This is a genomic window from Kribbella sp. NPDC043289, from assembly GCF_056436705.1.
In genome coordinates this window covers 65,331-80,469 of the sequence record NZ_JBWKCB010000009.1, presented here as the reverse complement: position 1 = coordinate 80,469, position 15,139 = coordinate 65,331, and the positions used below count along the sequence as shown (strand labels likewise).

General features: G+C 69.6%; 16 protein-coding genes. 7 read left to right on the top strand and 9 right to left on the bottom strand.

Translation table 11 applies throughout. The annotated features are described in order from the left end of the window. Positions 1-13: 13 nt before the first annotated feature. Positions 14-982, bottom strand: coding sequence for a helix-turn-helix domain-containing protein (locus tag AC0662_RS36645; protein WP_452202665.1), 969 nt, complete (start codon positions 980-982; stop codon positions 14-16). 90 nt (positions 983-1,072) lie between these two features. Between AC0662_RS36645 and AC0662_RS36640 the strand changes: the two genes are divergently transcribed. From AC0662_RS36640 to AC0662_RS36615, 6 genes are all read left to right on the top strand, one after another. Further along, complete coding sequence (locus AC0662_RS36640; protein WP_478306418.1) at positions 1,073-2,389, top strand: magnesium transporter MgtE N-terminal domain-containing protein; 1,317 nt, start codon at positions 1,073-1,075, stop codon at positions 2,387-2,389. A gap of 106 nt (positions 2,390-2,495) precedes the next feature. Beyond that, complete coding sequence (locus AC0662_RS36635) at positions 2,496-2,993, top strand: DUF1003 domain-containing protein (protein WP_452202755.1); 498 nt, start codon at positions 2,496-2,498, stop codon at positions 2,991-2,993. 40 nt (positions 2,994-3,033) lie between these two features. Continuing rightward, positions 3,034-3,939, top strand: coding sequence for a zinc metalloprotease HtpX (gene htpX, locus AC0662_RS36630; RefSeq protein ID WP_452202661.1), 906 nt, complete (start codon positions 3,034-3,036; stop codon positions 3,937-3,939). A 59-nt stretch (positions 3,940-3,998) separates the two neighbouring features. After that, the gene (gene pspAB, locus AC0662_RS36625) at positions 3,999-4,562 is read left to right on the top strand and encodes a PspA-associated protein PspAB (protein WP_452202659.1); all 564 of its coding nucleotides are present in this window, start codon (positions 3,999-4,001) and stop codon (positions 4,560-4,562) included. 101 nt (positions 4,563-4,663) lie between these two features. Then, positions 4,664-5,809 carry an Mrp/NBP35 family ATP-binding protein gene (locus tag AC0662_RS36620; protein WP_452202657.1) on the top strand — a complete coding sequence of 382 codons (1,146 nt, stop codon included), beginning with the start codon at positions 4,664-4,666 and terminating at the stop codon, positions 5,807-5,809. Between the two features lie 8 nt (positions 5,810-5,817). Beyond that, positions 5,818-6,369, top strand: coding sequence for a GNAT family N-acetyltransferase (locus AC0662_RS36615; RefSeq protein WP_452202655.1), 552 nt, complete (start codon positions 5,818-5,820; stop codon positions 6,367-6,369). On the opposite strand, the gene AC0662_RS36610 is transcribed toward AC0662_RS36615, so the two are convergent. Then, entirely contained in the window at positions 6,337-6,921 is a 585-nt protein-coding gene (locus AC0662_RS36610; RefSeq protein ID WP_452202653.1) for a TetR/AcrR family transcriptional regulator, read from the bottom strand. The genes AC0662_RS36615 and AC0662_RS36610 overlap by 33 nt on opposite strands. A 90-nt stretch (positions 6,922-7,011) precedes the next feature. Here AC0662_RS36610 and AC0662_RS36605 point away from each other — a divergent pair, with 90 nt between their 5' ends. Beyond that, a complete protein-coding gene (locus AC0662_RS36605; protein ID WP_452202651.1) occupies positions 7,012-7,449 on the top strand; it encodes a hypothetical protein in 438 nt (145 codons plus the stop codon). On the opposite strand, the gene AC0662_RS36600 is transcribed toward AC0662_RS36605, so the two are convergent. The 7 genes from AC0662_RS36600 to AC0662_RS36570 all read right to left on the bottom strand — a co-directional run bounded on the left by AC0662_RS36600 (position 7,428) and on the right by AC0662_RS36570 (position 15,058). Continuing rightward, a complete protein-coding gene (locus tag AC0662_RS36600; RefSeq protein WP_452202649.1) occupies positions 7,428-7,766 on the bottom strand; it encodes a sec-independent translocase in 339 nt (112 codons plus the stop codon). The two genes, AC0662_RS36605 and AC0662_RS36600, sit on opposite strands and share 22 nt — an antisense overlap. A 64-nt stretch (positions 7,767-7,830) precedes the next feature. Further along, positions 7,831-9,339, bottom strand: coding sequence for a S1C family serine protease (locus AC0662_RS36595; protein WP_452202647.1), 1,509 nt, complete (start codon positions 9,337-9,339; stop codon positions 7,831-7,833). A gap of 75 nt (positions 9,340-9,414) precedes the next feature. Then, positions 9,415-10,503, bottom strand: a complete 1,089-nt coding sequence (locus AC0662_RS36590) for a sigma-E factor regulatory protein RseB domain-containing protein (protein ID WP_478306415.1) — start codon at positions 10,501-10,503, stop codon at positions 9,415-9,417. A 3-nt stretch (positions 10,504-10,506) separates the two neighbouring features. Further along, positions 10,507-11,106, bottom strand: coding sequence for an anti-sigma factor family protein (locus AC0662_RS36585; RefSeq protein ID WP_478306413.1), 600 nt, complete (start codon positions 11,104-11,106; stop codon positions 10,507-10,509). Beyond that, on the bottom strand, positions 11,103-11,774 hold the full coding sequence (sigE, locus tag AC0662_RS36580) for an RNA polymerase sigma factor SigE (protein ID WP_452202641.1): 672 nt from the start codon (positions 11,772-11,774) through the stop codon (positions 11,103-11,105). Before sigE ends, AC0662_RS36585 begins: the two co-directional genes overlap by 4 nt. Before the next feature lie 159 nt (positions 11,775-11,933). Further along, a complete protein-coding gene (locus AC0662_RS36575) occupies positions 11,934-12,155 on the bottom strand; it encodes a biotin/lipoyl-binding carrier protein (protein ID WP_478306411.1) in 222 nt (73 codons plus the stop codon). A gap of 140 nt (positions 12,156-12,295) precedes the next feature. Further along, on the bottom strand, positions 12,296-15,058 hold the full coding sequence (locus AC0662_RS36570) for a sugar-binding protein (RefSeq protein WP_478306409.1): 2,763 nt from the start codon (positions 15,056-15,058) through the stop codon (positions 12,296-12,298). Between the last annotated feature and the right edge of the window lie 81 nt (positions 15,059-15,139).

Genomic DNA, 15,139 nt, shown 5'->3' with positions numbered 1-15,139 from the left:
ACGACCAATTGGGTCAGAGCCAACCCCGGTCCCGCGCGTGCCAACCCAACTGCAGGCGGGACCGTGAATGCGTCTGCTCCATCAACTGCTGCACTCTGCGCGCGACAGTGCGCCGGCTGATCCCGAGCCGTGCACCGGCCGCGTCGTCGGTCAGTCCGGCGACCAGCAACGACAGCAGGTGCCTGTCCTCCGCGGACATCGCAGCCTCCGACTGCAGACCGTTCGAGTCGGTCACCGACAACGGACTGGCCCGGTTCCACACTGTCTCGAACAGCGCGACGAGGGCGTCCAGCAGACTGCACGGGTGGACCAGGAGAGCCGCGTCCTGAGCCGGCGTGGCCCAGTCCAGCGGCAGCAACGCGAGCTCCCGGTCCGCGATGGCGAGTTTGGTCGGCAGAACGTCCGCGATCCGGGCCTGCTCCCCCGCACGGACATGACTGACCGCACTGGCCGCCAGCACCGGGTCGCCGAGCGCCGAGTTGTCGTAGACGACCCGATAGGTGACGCCCGCTCCCTGCCGGGCCAGCTGCGTGCTGTTCACCTCCGCGGAGGCGACGTACGGCGGAGCGACCAGTTCACGCATCTCGCTGCGGGCCGTCCGCTGCACGCGGTCGAACGCCAGCCCGACCGCGGTCTCCCCGGTGACGATCTCGATGAGCTCCTCGGTCCGCCGCGCACCGCCCTGCCGCGTCGCCTCGGCCGCCAGCCGGTACGCCGCCTTGCGGATCCGCTCGAACTCCTCCTCCTGCCGCTGGATGAGCTGCTCGACCGCCAGCTCCGGCGGCACCGGGACGATCAGCTCCCCGGGCGCCGGCGTCCGGTGCACGAACCCTTCGGCCTGCAGGACGTCGACCGCGCGCCGTACCTCCTCCACTGGCCACCCGAGCCGCACGGCCAGGTCCCCCAGCGCCGCGGCACCGCGCCGGATCAGGTCCAGGTACGCCGCCTCGTCGTCGGCACCGAGACCGGTGGTACCCAGCATGCCCACCCCCCACTTCCAAGCTCGCCCGAGGAGCAAAGTCTACGAAGCGTCCTCAGCCGAGACTCACGCTCGGCGGGTTAGCCTTCGGACATGACCGGATCACCGTCGCGGGTTTACGTCGCTCGGCTGGCGGGGCTGCCGGTGTACGACCCCAACGGGGACCAGGTCGGCAAGGTCCGGGACGTGGTCGCCATGATGCGTCAGGGCAACCAGCCGGCCCGGGTGCTCGGCCTGGTCGTCGAGGTGTTCACCCGGCGCCGCATCTTCCTCCCGATGACCCGGGTCACGTCTGTCGAGGTCGGCCACGTCATCACCACCGGTCTGCTCAATATGCGGCGCTTCGAGCAGCGAGCGACCGAAGTACTGGTGCTGGGTGAGCTGCTCGACCGGACCGTCACCATTGCTGACACCGGCGCCACCGCAGTGGTGTTCGACATGGCAATGGAGCAGTGGCGGTCCAGGGACTGGTTGCTGACCAAGGTGGCGGTCCGGGAAGGCTCCAAACGGTTCCGGCGGCGCGGGCAGACGCATGTGCTCGACTGGGCCGACGTCAGCGGACTCACCCAGGTCGAGGAGGGGCAGGGCGCGACACACATCCTGGCCGCCTTCGAATCGATGCGTGCGGCCGACCTGGCCGGCGTACTGCACGATCTGTCGGTCAAGCGCCGCAACGAGATCGCCGTCGCGCTGGACGACGAGCGACTGGCGGACGTCCTCGAGGAACTGCCGGAGGACATCCAGGTCGAGATCCTCGCCGGACTGGACACCGAGCGTGCCGCGGACGTGCTGGAGGAGATGTCCCCGGACGACGCGGCCGACCTGATCGCCGAGCTGCCGACCGACACCGCCGAGCGTCTGCTGACGCTGATGGAGCCGGAAGAGGCAGAAGACGTACGGCGACTGCTGACCTACGAGGAGCACACAGCGGGCGGTCTGATGACTTCCGAGCCGGTCATCCTGCCGGTGGACGCCACCGTGGCCGATGCGCTGGCACACGTCCGCAACGCCGACCTGAGTCCCGCACTGGCCGCCATGATCTACGTCTGCCGGCCGCCACTGGAGACGCCGACCGGAAGGTTCATCGGGATCGGCCACATCCAGCGGCTGCTCCGCGAGCCACCGTCCGAGCTGGTGTCCGCCGCACTGGACACCGACCTGGACGGGCTGCGGCCGGACGACAGCCTGCAGACGGTCAGCAAGTACCTGGCGACGTACAACCTGGTCGCCGCGCCGGTGCTGGACGACGAGGGCCGGCTGCTGGGTGCGGTGACCGTCGACGACGTCCTCGACCACCTGCTGCCGGACGACTGGCGGGAGAACGACCACACCGAGCCCGCAGTACCTACAGCGCCTTCCACGCCTTCCACGCCTTCCACGCCGCAGGAGGTGGACCACGATGCCCCGTGACGACCGCAGCGCCGACGACCGCCGCCCGCGCAGTAGTACGCCGCGCAGTAGTAACCAGCGCGGCAGTACCACCGAGGAGCGCCGCCGGAGTTCGGACGAGCGGCGGATGTTCCGCGGTACCACGCGGCTCGACGTACCGCGGGACTGGCGCCGGACGTTCGTCCCGCGGCCGACGTACGACGCGGACGCGTTCGGGCGGTTGTCCGAGCGGATCGCCCGGTTCCTCGGCACCGGGCAGTTCCTGGTCTACATGACCGCGACCATCCTGTTCTGGGTCGGCTGGAACATCTTCGCGCCGTCGAGCCTGCGCTTCGACGAGTACCCGTTCATCTTCCTCACGCTGGCGCTCAGTCTGCAGGCGTCGTACGCCGCTCCGCTGATCCTGCTCGCCCAGAACCGGCAGGAGGCCCGCGACCGGGTCCAGTACGAGCGGGACCGCGACGTCGACTCCCGGACCCGCGCCGACATGGAGTTCCTGGCCCGCGAGATGGCGTCGCTGCGGATGGCGGTCGGGGAGGTCGCGACCCGCGACTTTCTGCGGTCCGAGCTCCGCTCGCTGCTCGCCGACCTCGATCTGCGCAGCCGCGAGGACGACCGGGTTTGACACCGAGCTACCCTCACTATCAGGTGAGGAAGGACGTGGGATGAAGACTCGATTCGCGCCTGACCGGGGGCTGTCCAGCCGGATGATCATCACGAGCTTCCTGCTCGGGCTGCTGTACGTCGGTTTCGTGGCGCTGCTGATCGCGCTGACCAAGAGCGCGGTGCTGGCGGTACTGATCGCGGGCGGCGCGCTGTTCGCGCAGTACTGGTTCTCCGACCGGATCGCGCTGTACGCGATGCACGGCCGGATCGTCACGCCGGAGGAGGCGCCGCAACTGCACGGCGTGATCGATCGGCTGTGCGCCCTGGCCGACATGCCGAAGCCGCGGGTCGCCATTGCCGACGTCGATATGCCGAACGCCTTCGCCACCGGCCGGAACCCGAAGAACGCGGTCGTCTGCGTGACGACCGGCATCATGCGGCGGCTGGACAACGACGAACTCGAGGGCGTGCTGTCGCACGAGCTCTCCCACGTCGCGCACCGCGACGTCGCGGTGATGACGATCGCGTCGTTCCTCGGCGTCCTGGCCGGCCTGATCACCCGCTTCGGCCTGTACGGCGGCCTCGGCCGCGGCAACCGCGACCAGAACGCGGCCCTGGTCGTGCTGACGATCATCGCGGTCTCCGTCGTGGTCTACGCGATCTCGTTCCTGCTGACCCGCGCGCTCTCGCGGTACCGCGAACTGGCCGCCGACCGCGCCGGCGCGATGCTGACCGGCAGACCATCGGCACTGGCGTCCGCGTTGACGAAGATCAGCGGCGACATCGCCCGGATCCCGTCCCGCGACCTGCGTCAGGCGCAGGCGTTCAACGCGTTCTTCTTCGCCCCCGCGATCTCGGGCAAGGCCGGCGCGAGCCTGTCGTCGCTGTTCTCCACCCACCCCTCGCTCGAGACCCGCATCGACCGCCTCGGCACCCTCTCCCGCCAGCTCGGCGAGCAGGCCTAGGAACCCTGGGCCGAGCGCCGCGACGGCCGGCGTGCGGCCCGGGGACATACCCTCGACGCATGGGTCTTCTCGACATCCTTCTCGGCCGGAGCAAGGCGGTCCCGCCGAATCTCGACCAACTGTTCTCCGTCCCGTCGGCCGCGATCACGTTGGAGACCGCGGCGGGCTACCGGCCGACCGGCAGCGGATCGGTCTGCTTCAAGGCAGCCGAAGGCGGCGGCTTCAGCACGCTCCGCGACGAGGTCGACAAGCTGCTCGCCCTCGACAACGGCAAGTTCACCAGTACGACGGACTCCTACGGGTTCACCTGGCTGGTCCGGCAGACGGCCCCCGACGACCTGGAAACCCTGGTCACCGACCTGCACGCCGTCAACAGTTCCCTCGTCGACGCGGGCTTCGGCAACGCCCTCCTCTGCACCCTGGTCGCCTTCACGAACGGCACGCAGTCGCTGGGCCTCGTCTACTTGTACAAACGCGGCTCCTGGTACCCCTTCGTCCCCGCCGGCCCGGACCGCCGCGACAACGCCACCGAACTCCAGATCAAGTCCGTAGTAGGCAGCGACCTCAACTTCGAACAAGACCTCTCCCGCTGGTTCCCCGTCTACGGCGCCCCCGGCCTCTGACCGCCCCGCGGGCAAAGGCCTGCAGGTAAGGGTTGCCTTGGCGGAGGTAGGTCACACGGACCGTGGTCGGGGTTTCTCGGTGGAGCACGTAGCCTTGGTGCATGGCTCCCACTGCTGATCAGGTGACCACGGCGCTCGGTGGCGTGATGGACCCGGAGATCCGCAAACCGATCACGGATCTCGGCATGGTCGAGTCCGTCGTCGTCCGGGAGGACGGCGTGGTCGCGGTCCGGATCCTGCTGACTGTCGCCGGCTGTCCGATGAAGGACACCTTGCGTCGCGACATCACCGCCGCGGTCAGCAAGCTGGACGGGGTCGCCGGCGTCGAGATCGACCTCGGCGTGATGTCCGCCGAGCAGCGGTCGGCCCTGCAGACGCAGTTGCGGGGCGGCCAGGCCGAGAAGGAGATCCCGTTCGCGCGGCCGGACTCGCTGACCAAGGTGTTCGCGATCGCGTCCGGCAAGGGCGGCGTGGGCAAGTCCTCGGTGACGGTGAACCTGGCGGTCGCGATGGCGCGGCAGGGGCTGTCGGTCGGCGTCCTGGACGCGGACATCTACGGGCACTCGGTGCCGGCGATGTTCGGGGTCGCCGACGAGCGGCCGACCGCGGTGGACGACATGATCATGCCGGTGCCCGCGCACGGCGTGAAGGTGATCTCGATCGGCATGCTGAAGCCGAAGCGCGATCAGGTGGTCGCCTGGCGCGGCCCGATCCTGGACCGCGCGCTCGTGCAGATGCTCGCCGACGTGTACTGGGGTGACCTCGACGTACTGCTGCTCGACCTGCCGCCCGGCACCGGCGACATCGCGATCTCGGTCGGCCAGCGGCTGACCAGCGCCGAGGTGATCGTCGTGACGACCCCACAGGAGGCGGCCGCCGAGGTGGCCGAGCGGGCCGGCACGATGGCGCAGATGGTGCACCAGCGGGTGGCCGGCGTGGTCGAGAACATGTCGTACCTGCCGTGCCCGCACTGCGGTCCTGAGCACCGGATCGAGATCTTCGGCTCCGGCGGCGGTACGCGGGTCGCCGAGACCCTCTCCGCCCGCCTCGGGTACCCGATCCCGCTGCTGGGTGAGATCCCGCTCGACGAGCGCCTGCGCTCCGGCGGCGACCTCGGCCAGCCGCTCACGATGGCCGACCCGGACACCCCGGCGGCTCAGGTCCTCGACAAGATCGCCACCACCCTCGGCGGTAAGCCCCGCGGCCTCCTCGGCCGTCAGCTCGGTCTGTCCCCCGCCGGTCGCTGACGCCTGCGGTGGCAGGGTTCGAGCACCCCGTACTGGAGAGCTCGCGGCTCCGCCTGCGGCTTTGGCGTACGGACGAGATCCCACGGATCACGACCGCGCGCACCAACCAGGCGACCGCGCATTTCCTGCCGTTCATCCCGCAGCCGTTCACGGCCGAGGACGCCCGTTTCTGGCTGAAGGACATGGCCGAGCAGGCGGCCGCGAGCAAGCGGTTCAACTGGTGCGTGGCGGACCGCGAGACCGATGAAGGGCTCGGCAACGTCACCCTGTTCAACCTCGACTCCGACGTCGAGGTCGGTTACTGGTTGCACCCCGACACGCAAGGCCGTGGCGTGATGGCCGAAGCGATCCAGCGAGTCGCCGGCTGGTACTTCGAGAGCTTCGACGGCCGGCGCATCGTCATCCGTACGGCGGCCACGAACCGCGCGGCCCGCCGTACCGCGGAGACGGCCGGCTTCCGCCTCGTCGGGACCGAGACGGCTGCGTTCCCGATCGCGACGCACGTCGACGACCGGGCGGTCTACGAGCTACTCCCCTCCGACGCGCCAGATCGGGCGTAGTGGGGCGAGGCCTTCCTCGACGTACTCCGCGACGGGACGGACCCCGCCGTCGACGTACCACTGCTCCAAGGCGGCGAAGTAGCCGAAGACGAGGGCGTTCGCGGCGACCCGGGCCTGGGTCTCGGTGAAGTGCTCGCCGGCCATCAGCGGGGCGATCCGCTGGCTGGCGCGATCCAGTGACGCGCAGAACGCCGTACGGACGGAAGGTTCTTTGAAGAAGTAGCGGATCCGGCGCCACGGGACGGGCTCGGCGGCACCCTCGACCGGCGCTTCGTAGGCGCGGACGATCCGGGTCATGGTGCCGACCGGGTCGCTCGGGTCGAACAGTTCCTCGAGCGCCTCCTGGCTCATCGTGTCGAACTCGTCGGCGACGATCAGCCCTTCCTTGGTGCCGAAGTAGCGGTAGACCGAGGACGGCGAGACCTCGGCCGCGGCGGCGATCTCCTCGATCGTCACCGCGTCGAATCCGCGCTCGTCGAACAGATCGAGCGCGCGCTCCTGGATCGTCCGCCGGGCCTTGACGCGCCAGCGTTCCCGCAGTCCGGTAGCCATGCTCCGACCATAGGAGACAGCGACGCGCTTCAGCAAGTCACTGTCTAAAACTCTTGACCGCGCGAATCCGCCGTTCGTACAGTCACTTGCATGAGACAGTCACTTTCTGAAAAACGCACAGCGCTGCTCGCGGTCGGGTTCTCGGTCCTGCTCGCCGCGATCGCGGTCATCGACCAGATCGGCAGCCAGAGCCTCGGCGAGCACGCCACGTCCGCCTATGCGGCGTACGGCAAGCACGCGTCGGAGGGCGCGCTCTACGGCCTGCTGTACGGCGTTGCCGTCCTCGACGCACTGCTCTGGTTCGCGGTCGCCGCGCTGGCCCGCTCACACCGCCTCGTCGCGGGCGTGCTGGGCGCACTCGTCGTACTGCTCACGGCTTCGCTCGGCGTGACGCTGCTGCTCGTGTCCGAGTACGGCGTCCGTCCTTACCCGCCGTTGTGGGGCCTGCTCGCGCTGCTGCCCGCCGTCGCGGGTGCGATCGCGACGGTGCTGCTCTTTCGCAGAGGTCAGGTCGCCTCGGTGTCGTAGGGCGGCTTCTGGCCGGCCGGCAGCCGCTCGGGAGCGCCGTCCTTGAACTCGGAGACGAGCTTGTCCGCCTCTTCGTCCATCGGGTCGAGGAGGTGCTTGCGGACGAAGTTCTTCGGGTTCAGGTCCTGGAGCTCGAGGTCGGCGTACTCCGGACCGAGCTCGGCACGCAGGTCGTTCTGCGCGTTGTTGACCATCTGGCGGACCTGCCGCAGCAGCCGCCCGGCGGTCCGGGCGAACTCCGGCAGGCGATCCGGCCCGAAGACCAGTACGGCGACGATCGCGATCACGACCAGTTCGAGTGGTCCGATGCCGAACATGGCCTCACCTCCTGTTCATCGCCACGGACGCCGCCAAGGGTATCTCGACTCCGGGCACGATGGTTCAGCCGATCTGCTGGCCGAGAGTGAGCGTAACCGTCCGGGCCCGTCCGGCGCGCTCGTACGTGAGTCGCACGGCCTCGCCCGGCTGGTAGGTGCGGATGGCGACGATCAGTACCTCGGCGCTGTCCACCGGCTGGTTGTTGACCGCGGTGATCACGTCACCGACCCGCAGACCGGCGCGCGCGGACGGCGAGTTCGCGGTCACCGAGCTGACCCGGCCGCCACCCTCGAACGTCATGTCCACACTCGCCCCGATCACCGGGTACGACGCCCTGCCGGTGGCGATCAGCTGCTGCGCGGTCCGCCGGGCCTGGTCGATCGGGATCGCGAACCCGAGCCCGATACTCCCGCTCTGCCCGTCCGTGGAACCGCGCACGGTCGCGATCGCGGAGTTCACGCCGATCACCCGCGCGTTCATGTCGACCAGCGGACCGCCCGAGTTGCCCGGGTTGATCGCCGCGTCGGTCTGCAGCGCGCTGATGAACGAGGACGTCTGGCCGGTGTCGTCGCCGGTGGTCACCGGGCGGTTCTTCGCCGAGATGATGCCCGACGTGACGGTGCCGGCGAGTCCGAGCGGCGAGCCGATCGCGACCACGTCCTGCCCGACGACGGCGGCGTCCGAGCGGCCGAACTGCACCGACGGCGCGTCCAGGCCGGCGACCTGGACCACCGCGAGGTCGTACGCCGGGGAGCGGCCGACCAGCCGTGCCGTCGCGGTCTTGTTGTTGTTCGTCACGACCTGGATCGAGCCGCCCTTGGCGGCGGCCGCGACCACGTGGTTGTTGGTCAGGATGTGCCCGACGTTGTCGATCACGAGGCCGGAGCCGGTCGCGTCGGAGTTGTCCGATCCCTGGACCTTCAGCTGCACGACACTCGGCAGCAGCGTCGCGGCGACCGCGGACACGGAGCCGGTGCGGATCTTCGGGGCCGCGCCGGTGCCGACCGGCGGATCGGGCTGGTCAGCGATCGGGCCGCTGCCGCCACCGCCGAGCGCGACGACAGCCGTGGCCGCGCCGGCGCCGGCGATCACCCCGATGACCAGCGCGACCAGGGCCGCGATCATCACGACGCGATTCAACTTCGCCGGCTCGTTCTGGTACGAGCGGGCCTGCTGCTGGTGCCAGTCCGCCGGTGGTGGCGGCGTGAAGGCCGGCCGGTACTGCGGCTGCTCGGTCGGCCACGCCTGTCCCTGGTACACCGGGCGGAACCGGGGCTCCGGGGGCTCGGACTGGCCGAAGCTGCGCTGCGTGGTGGAGCGACCACCGTTCGTCTGCCGGTACGCCGCGTCGGAGCCGGGCGTCCGCAGCGGCATCGTCCCCGCTCCCGGAGCGGGCGGCGTCAACGCGCTCAACGGCTGACCAGGCAGACCAGGCGGCGCCGGCGGGCCGGCCGCGGGCTCGTTCGCGGGCAGGTCTGCAGCCGGACCCGCACCGAGCTCCGTAGTGGGCTCCGTAGTGGGATCCGCAGCCGCCGCGTTCGGAACTGTCGGCTCGGCGTCGTCGCTCGTCACGGTCCCCGCCTCACGTCGTCGTCGTGGTCGTCGGAAGCCCTGGCCGGGGATCACCGGAGGTACTTCCGGATTCGATTATCCCAGCTTCGGCGAAAGTGCACCCATCGGAGTGAGCCAGGTCGCGATTTTGGCCAGTCCGGTCCCCAGCCGCTGGATCGCGGTCAGCTTGGCCGGCACCTCGTGCGGGAACGCCTTGACCACCTGTCCGAGCTGGTCCGGCGGCAGGTCCCCGATCAGCGTGTAGACGATCCCTCCGGACGACCAGACGACGTACGACGGCATGCCGTAGCGCAGGTAGACGCCGGGGGTGTCGGTGGTGGTGAAGCCGGCCACGGCGGCTGGGTCGAGCGCGCCACGCTGCTCGAACAGGGAGACGTTGAACAGGCCGTCGGAGTACGAGAACTGGAGGGAGCTGTTGCTGGTGTCCTGGTGGACGTCGTACAGCGTGAGCGAGGCGGGCAGCTGCGGGGCGCAGACCCAGCCCTGGGAGCGCAGGTTGTCGACCTTGCCCATGCCGACCGCTTCGACGCCGCTGGGCAGCATCGGCGGCAGGTGGCCGAGGAACTCCGAGCTCTCGATCTCCAGCTCGGTGAACACAGTCGCCCGGACCATCGTCTTGCCGTCCTGACTGAACAGCTGGCGCTGCAGGAGCAGTCCGGTCGTCTTGTCGATCCAGAACCGGGCCGCCAGCGTCTGGTCGCCCCGCAGCGCCTCCACGAGCACCGCGCTCCGACCGATCAGGTCCGTACAGCACTTGTCGACCAGCTGGTACGTCGCCTGGAGCAGCGCCAGCGGTCCGCCGTCGATGGCCGCGTCGGTGTTCGTGGCGCGCTGTACGAACGCCTTTGCGCCCGGCGCGGACGACGAACCGAGCACGCTGACTTCGGAGCCCTGTGACGCGGCGTGCACGATGTCGAACATCGCTGAGCTCGCGCCCTGCGGTCCCCAGGCGGTGATGATCTGCGTGCCGTGGTACGAGACCTGGTTCGGCGCGGCGGCGGCGCGTTGCAGCCAGCGGACCGCGGTCGCCGAGTCCGGCTTCGAGGCCGCGGGGGCGGCCCCGGGGATCGGGACTGCGAACGCGGAGACCGGTGCTGCGGAAGCGGGCAGGCCGAAGCCGATCAGGGCGGTGCTGACCAGCACGGCGAGCCGGGTGAGGCTCACCGGTCAGCGCCCTGTCAGGGCCACCGGCCGCAGCGACGAGCTCAGCCCGGCGTACCCCGAACCGTTGTACGAGTTCAGCACGGCGACCGGGTCGGCGAACGGTGTCCCGCCGGTCGTGGTCGCGTGGTCGGACGAGAAGCTGGCGACCGGCGGTTGCAGCGCCGGCGGCTGCTCCGTGCGGGACGGGTCGCCGACGACGAACGCCGTACCGAGCAGGGAGGCGACCGCGGCGGCCGAACCGGCCGCACCGACGACGCGGCGCCGGGAACGGGACGTGCGGGCGGCTCCCGGCCGGGTGCCACCTGTACGCCCGGCCGGGAACGCGGACCGCTGCGGGAACAGGCTGACCGCCGGTGTGAGCACCGGGCGGACCTCCTCCCGCGGCTCGGTCGAGAACGACGAGACGCCCATCAGGCGCTGCATCAGGTCAGTGGACGGGTCCGGCGACTCGAGCGCGGCCATCTTGGCCTTGAGCCGGCGCTGCGCGTCCACCTCGGCGCGACAGGTGTCGCAGCCGACCAGGTGGCTCAGCACCTTGTCCCGGGAGTCGTGGTCGAGCGCGCCATCGACGACGGCGCTCAGCTTGTCGAGCGGGTGCGTCATCCGAGGTCACCCCCGTCACCGAACAGACCGCCGTCGGCAGGTGGGCCGCCGACGCGGGTCTGGCCGGACCGCGGGGCCCGGTGCTCCAGGTGCTTGCGCAGCATCGACCGGCCGCGATGGATCCGGCTGCGGACGGTGCCGAGCTTCACGTCCAGGACGTCGGCGATCTCGTCGTACGTCATGCCCTCGATGTCGCACAGCACCACGGCGGCGCGGAAGTCCTCGGGCAGCGCGTCGAGCGCGTCCTGCACGTCGTGGTCGAAGAGGTCGGAGTCCAGCTTCTCGGCCGGGCCCTCGCCCTTGGCCGGCAGCCGGTCGTGGGCGTCCTCGGGCAGGCCGTCGAAACGGATTCGCTGCTTACGGCGGGCGCCGTCCAGGAAGAGGTTCGTGGTGATCCGGTACAGCCAGCCCTCGAAGGTGCCCGGTGTGTACGACGACAGCGACCGGAAGACCCGGACGAAGACCTCCTGGGTGAGGTCCTCGGCGTCGTGCTTGTTGCCGGTCAGGCGGTACGCGAGCCGGTAGACGCGGGCCGAGTGCGTGCGGACGATCTCGTCCCACGACGGCAGCACGTCCTCGACCGGCTGGGGCGCGGGCACCGTGGGGGTGTGGTGCGGCTTCACCGCAACGCCTCCCTGAGTCCTCTCGGCAATAAGCGTGAAGGCCATGGTGCCGCGGTCACCGTCCTCTGCGCACGTCGGGAGAACCCGGGAAAGACCCTGAGATCCTGGGGTTCGCTGTACGACGGCTCAACGCGGTGCCCGGACCGGAAGTTCCCGGCCGGTGCCTTCACTGGTACAGACGCCTCGACGGCCATTTCGGTTGAATCACCTCTCGTCGATGACGGCGATCGGGTCCCCGTCCCGCACCACTTCGCCCTCGACGACCTTCAGCTCGGTAATGGTGCCGGCCACCTCGGCCAGCACCGGGATCTCCATCTTCATCGACTCCAGGATGACCAGTGTGTCGGTCGGACCCACCGTGTCCCCGGCCCTGGCAGTGACCTTCAGCACGTTGGCCACCAGCTCGGCCAGCACGGTGTGACTCAACTCGCACTCCTCCCACTCCCGGACCACTCCCGGACTCCCCACCTGATCCTAGGCATCCGGAGTGGGTTCGGCGGGAGTGGGTTCGGCGTAGGTGCCCCTCGGGCAGCGTTCCAGGGCACCTACGCCGAGTCAGTGCGGGGCTACCGGGCCGCCGCCGGATCCAGCCGGATCGCGTTGAACAGGGCCGGGTTCTTGGTCTCCGCGACCCCCTTGCCCCAGGTCAGCCAGCCGCGCCGCCCGGTGCCGTCGTTCTCGTTGAGCACCACGGTGGCCGAGAGCAGTCGATCCTTCGCCGCGAACCCGAGCGTGCTCCACGGGATCGCGATCTCGTACGTCGTGGTGTGCGCCGTCTCGTCCCGGACCACCTTCGCCTGGACGCCAGGCGGCGTACCGGTCTGAGTCGTCGGAGTCCAGCGCCAGGTGTCCACCGGACCGGCATCGGTCAGGGCGGCACCGATCTCCTGGGTAGCGGTCGCCTCACCGGGCGCACCGGCTGTCATACCGAGCTGGATCCCGTCGCCGCCCCAGATGTTGCCGTTGCGGTTGGGCTGCGAGAACACGTCGTCGGTGACCTTGGCGGACAGGTACAGGTTCTGGTCGTCGTGAGTGAGCCAGAGCGAACCGGACAGGTCGCTCGGACCGCCCCAGCCCGTCACCGGCGGCGTACCGGTGCCTTCGAGTGCGATGGCGGGCTGTTTGGCGACCTCTGGGTCGATGACGCCGTCCAACGTGACCGTGTGGCGGTTCGCCACCGTAGGCGCGGCGACTGGCACCAGCTTCCCGGACGCCTTGATGTCAGCAGCCCCGGGACGCCGGACGCTCGCCGACCACGTTGACGCGGCAGTGAGCGTCAGTGCGACGTCAGCCTCGTTCGTGGAATGCGCTGGGACGACGGACCCGGCCAGGAGCGTGCCTGACGCGGTTGCAGACGCCCAGTCCAGCCCGTCCAGCGTGATGGGCCGTGACGACGCGTTGGTGACACGGAAGCGGAGCAGGTCCTTGCCACTGCCGTTGAGGACGTGTGAGGCAGTCACGGACAACGGCGGGGTCGCAGTACCTGTCGTGGAGATCAGCCCGACGGGTTGTCCGTCGACGCTGACCGTGGCGGTGTATGTGCGCGGTCCAGTCGACTCCTGTGCCGGATAGCTGACCGGTGCGGTTGCTGTGGCGCCTGCAGCGGCTGATCCGCTCGTTTCGGTACCGCCGGCGGACACGGTGAACGTGTGGGCGACCGCATCCGGGTTGCTGAACGTCAGTGTCCCGGTGGCCGGGTCGCCGGCGATCTCCGGCGTCATCGAGAGCGCGAACCGGTTGGACGGCGCCACTCCGGAAATCGCACCACGTGCATAGAACGGATCCGGTCCGGCCGACACCCACACGTGTCCTCCGGCGTCAGCGGTCAGAGTGGTCGTCACGCCGTACAGATTGGTGATCTCGACCGGAGAGCCCGCCGGAGCGGCCACGTTGACCAGGCCGGGTGTCGCCGACCAGACGGCGTGGACCGACTGACCACTACCGGCGTCGAACGCGACGTCGTACCCGTTGGTGCCGAAGCGGGTCTGGCCGATCAGCGGGCGCTCGTCGATCTGGCGAGCGAGGACGGCGGTCGCGACGTACGACGGCTTGGGGACGAGCGCGCCACGCGTGTCGAGCCGGTTGCGCACCAGGCCGAACCGGTGCTCGACGTTCGACGGGTCAGTCCCCGAGTCCATGAAGTTGTACGAGCTGTAGCGCGCCACACCGTTGCCGTACGACAGCAGCTGGCCGCGGATCAGGTCCCTGGCCTGTGCCGGCTCGGAGACCGCGCTGGGGTTGGTGCCGGTCGCCCAGCCCTGCTCGGTGATGTAGATCGGTTTGGTCGAGCCGTGCGCCGCCATGATGCTGCGGATCGTGTTGACGTAGGTGACCGAGGCCTCCGGGTCCAGCGGCTGCACGTACGGGTGGATGGTCACCGCGTCGACGTAGTCCAGCCCACCGAGGTCCGCGAACTTCGTGAACCACCCCTGCCAGTCGTTGATGACCGCCAGCGACGGACCGGTCAGCTTCACCTCCGGGTGCTTCGCCCGCACCGCAGCGCTGACCATCTTCAGCAGCGCGACGTAGTTCTCCGGACTGGCCTTCGCGGCCCCGTTCGGATCCCGCAGGTTCCACTCGTTCCACAGCTCGTACGTCGTGTGCTCGGTACCGAACTCGTCGACCGCAGCAACGGCGTACCTGGTGAAGGCCGCTCGCTGCTCGTCGGTGGCGGGCGCCTCGTCCGGGTAGTACAGCGGGTTGCCGTAGTCGAGGATGTGCAGGAAGTCCACGTTGTTCGCGTCCAGCGCGGCCTTGTAGTCCTTGACCCGCTGCGGGAACTGGATGACGCCCTTGGTGGTCTCGGCGGCCGCCCAGAACGCCTCGTCGCGGTCGGTGGAGATACCGCCGTTGGCCATCAGCGGTACGGACTCAAGACCGGGATTGGACGCACTGCTGAACCCGAGCGCACCAGCGACACCGATCCGGGTGTCCGTGGACGCCGAGAAGTCGTGCGGACTCAGTACGGCGAAGTCGGTGCCGCCCAACGTGGTGGAGCCGTCGGAGCCGACCGCTGTGAGATCGGTCTGGTACCAGCCGGGCGTACTGATCGACAGCGGGAGCTGTCCGTTGAGTGAAGCGGCCGATGCGGAGCCTTTGGCGACCTCAGTGCCGCCGGCGTCGCGGACCGTCCAGTTGACGGTCGTTGCGTCGGTGGTGAAGCCCAGCTTCACCTGCTGCCCGACGGTGAACGTGTTGCCGACGGTCGTCGGCGTGATGCTCAGTGAGGGCGCGGCGGTGACTGCCGCGCGGGCGGGTGACTGGAGTACTGCGGCCAGCATCAGACCGGCCGTGAGAAGACTGACTGCGCCGGAGCGGCGACGTGCCATGGAGCGTTCTCCTCCCAGGGGAAGCGAAAGCGGTTTCGCAGATCACACCCTGATACGCCGCGCCCTCGCTGTCAACGGCTC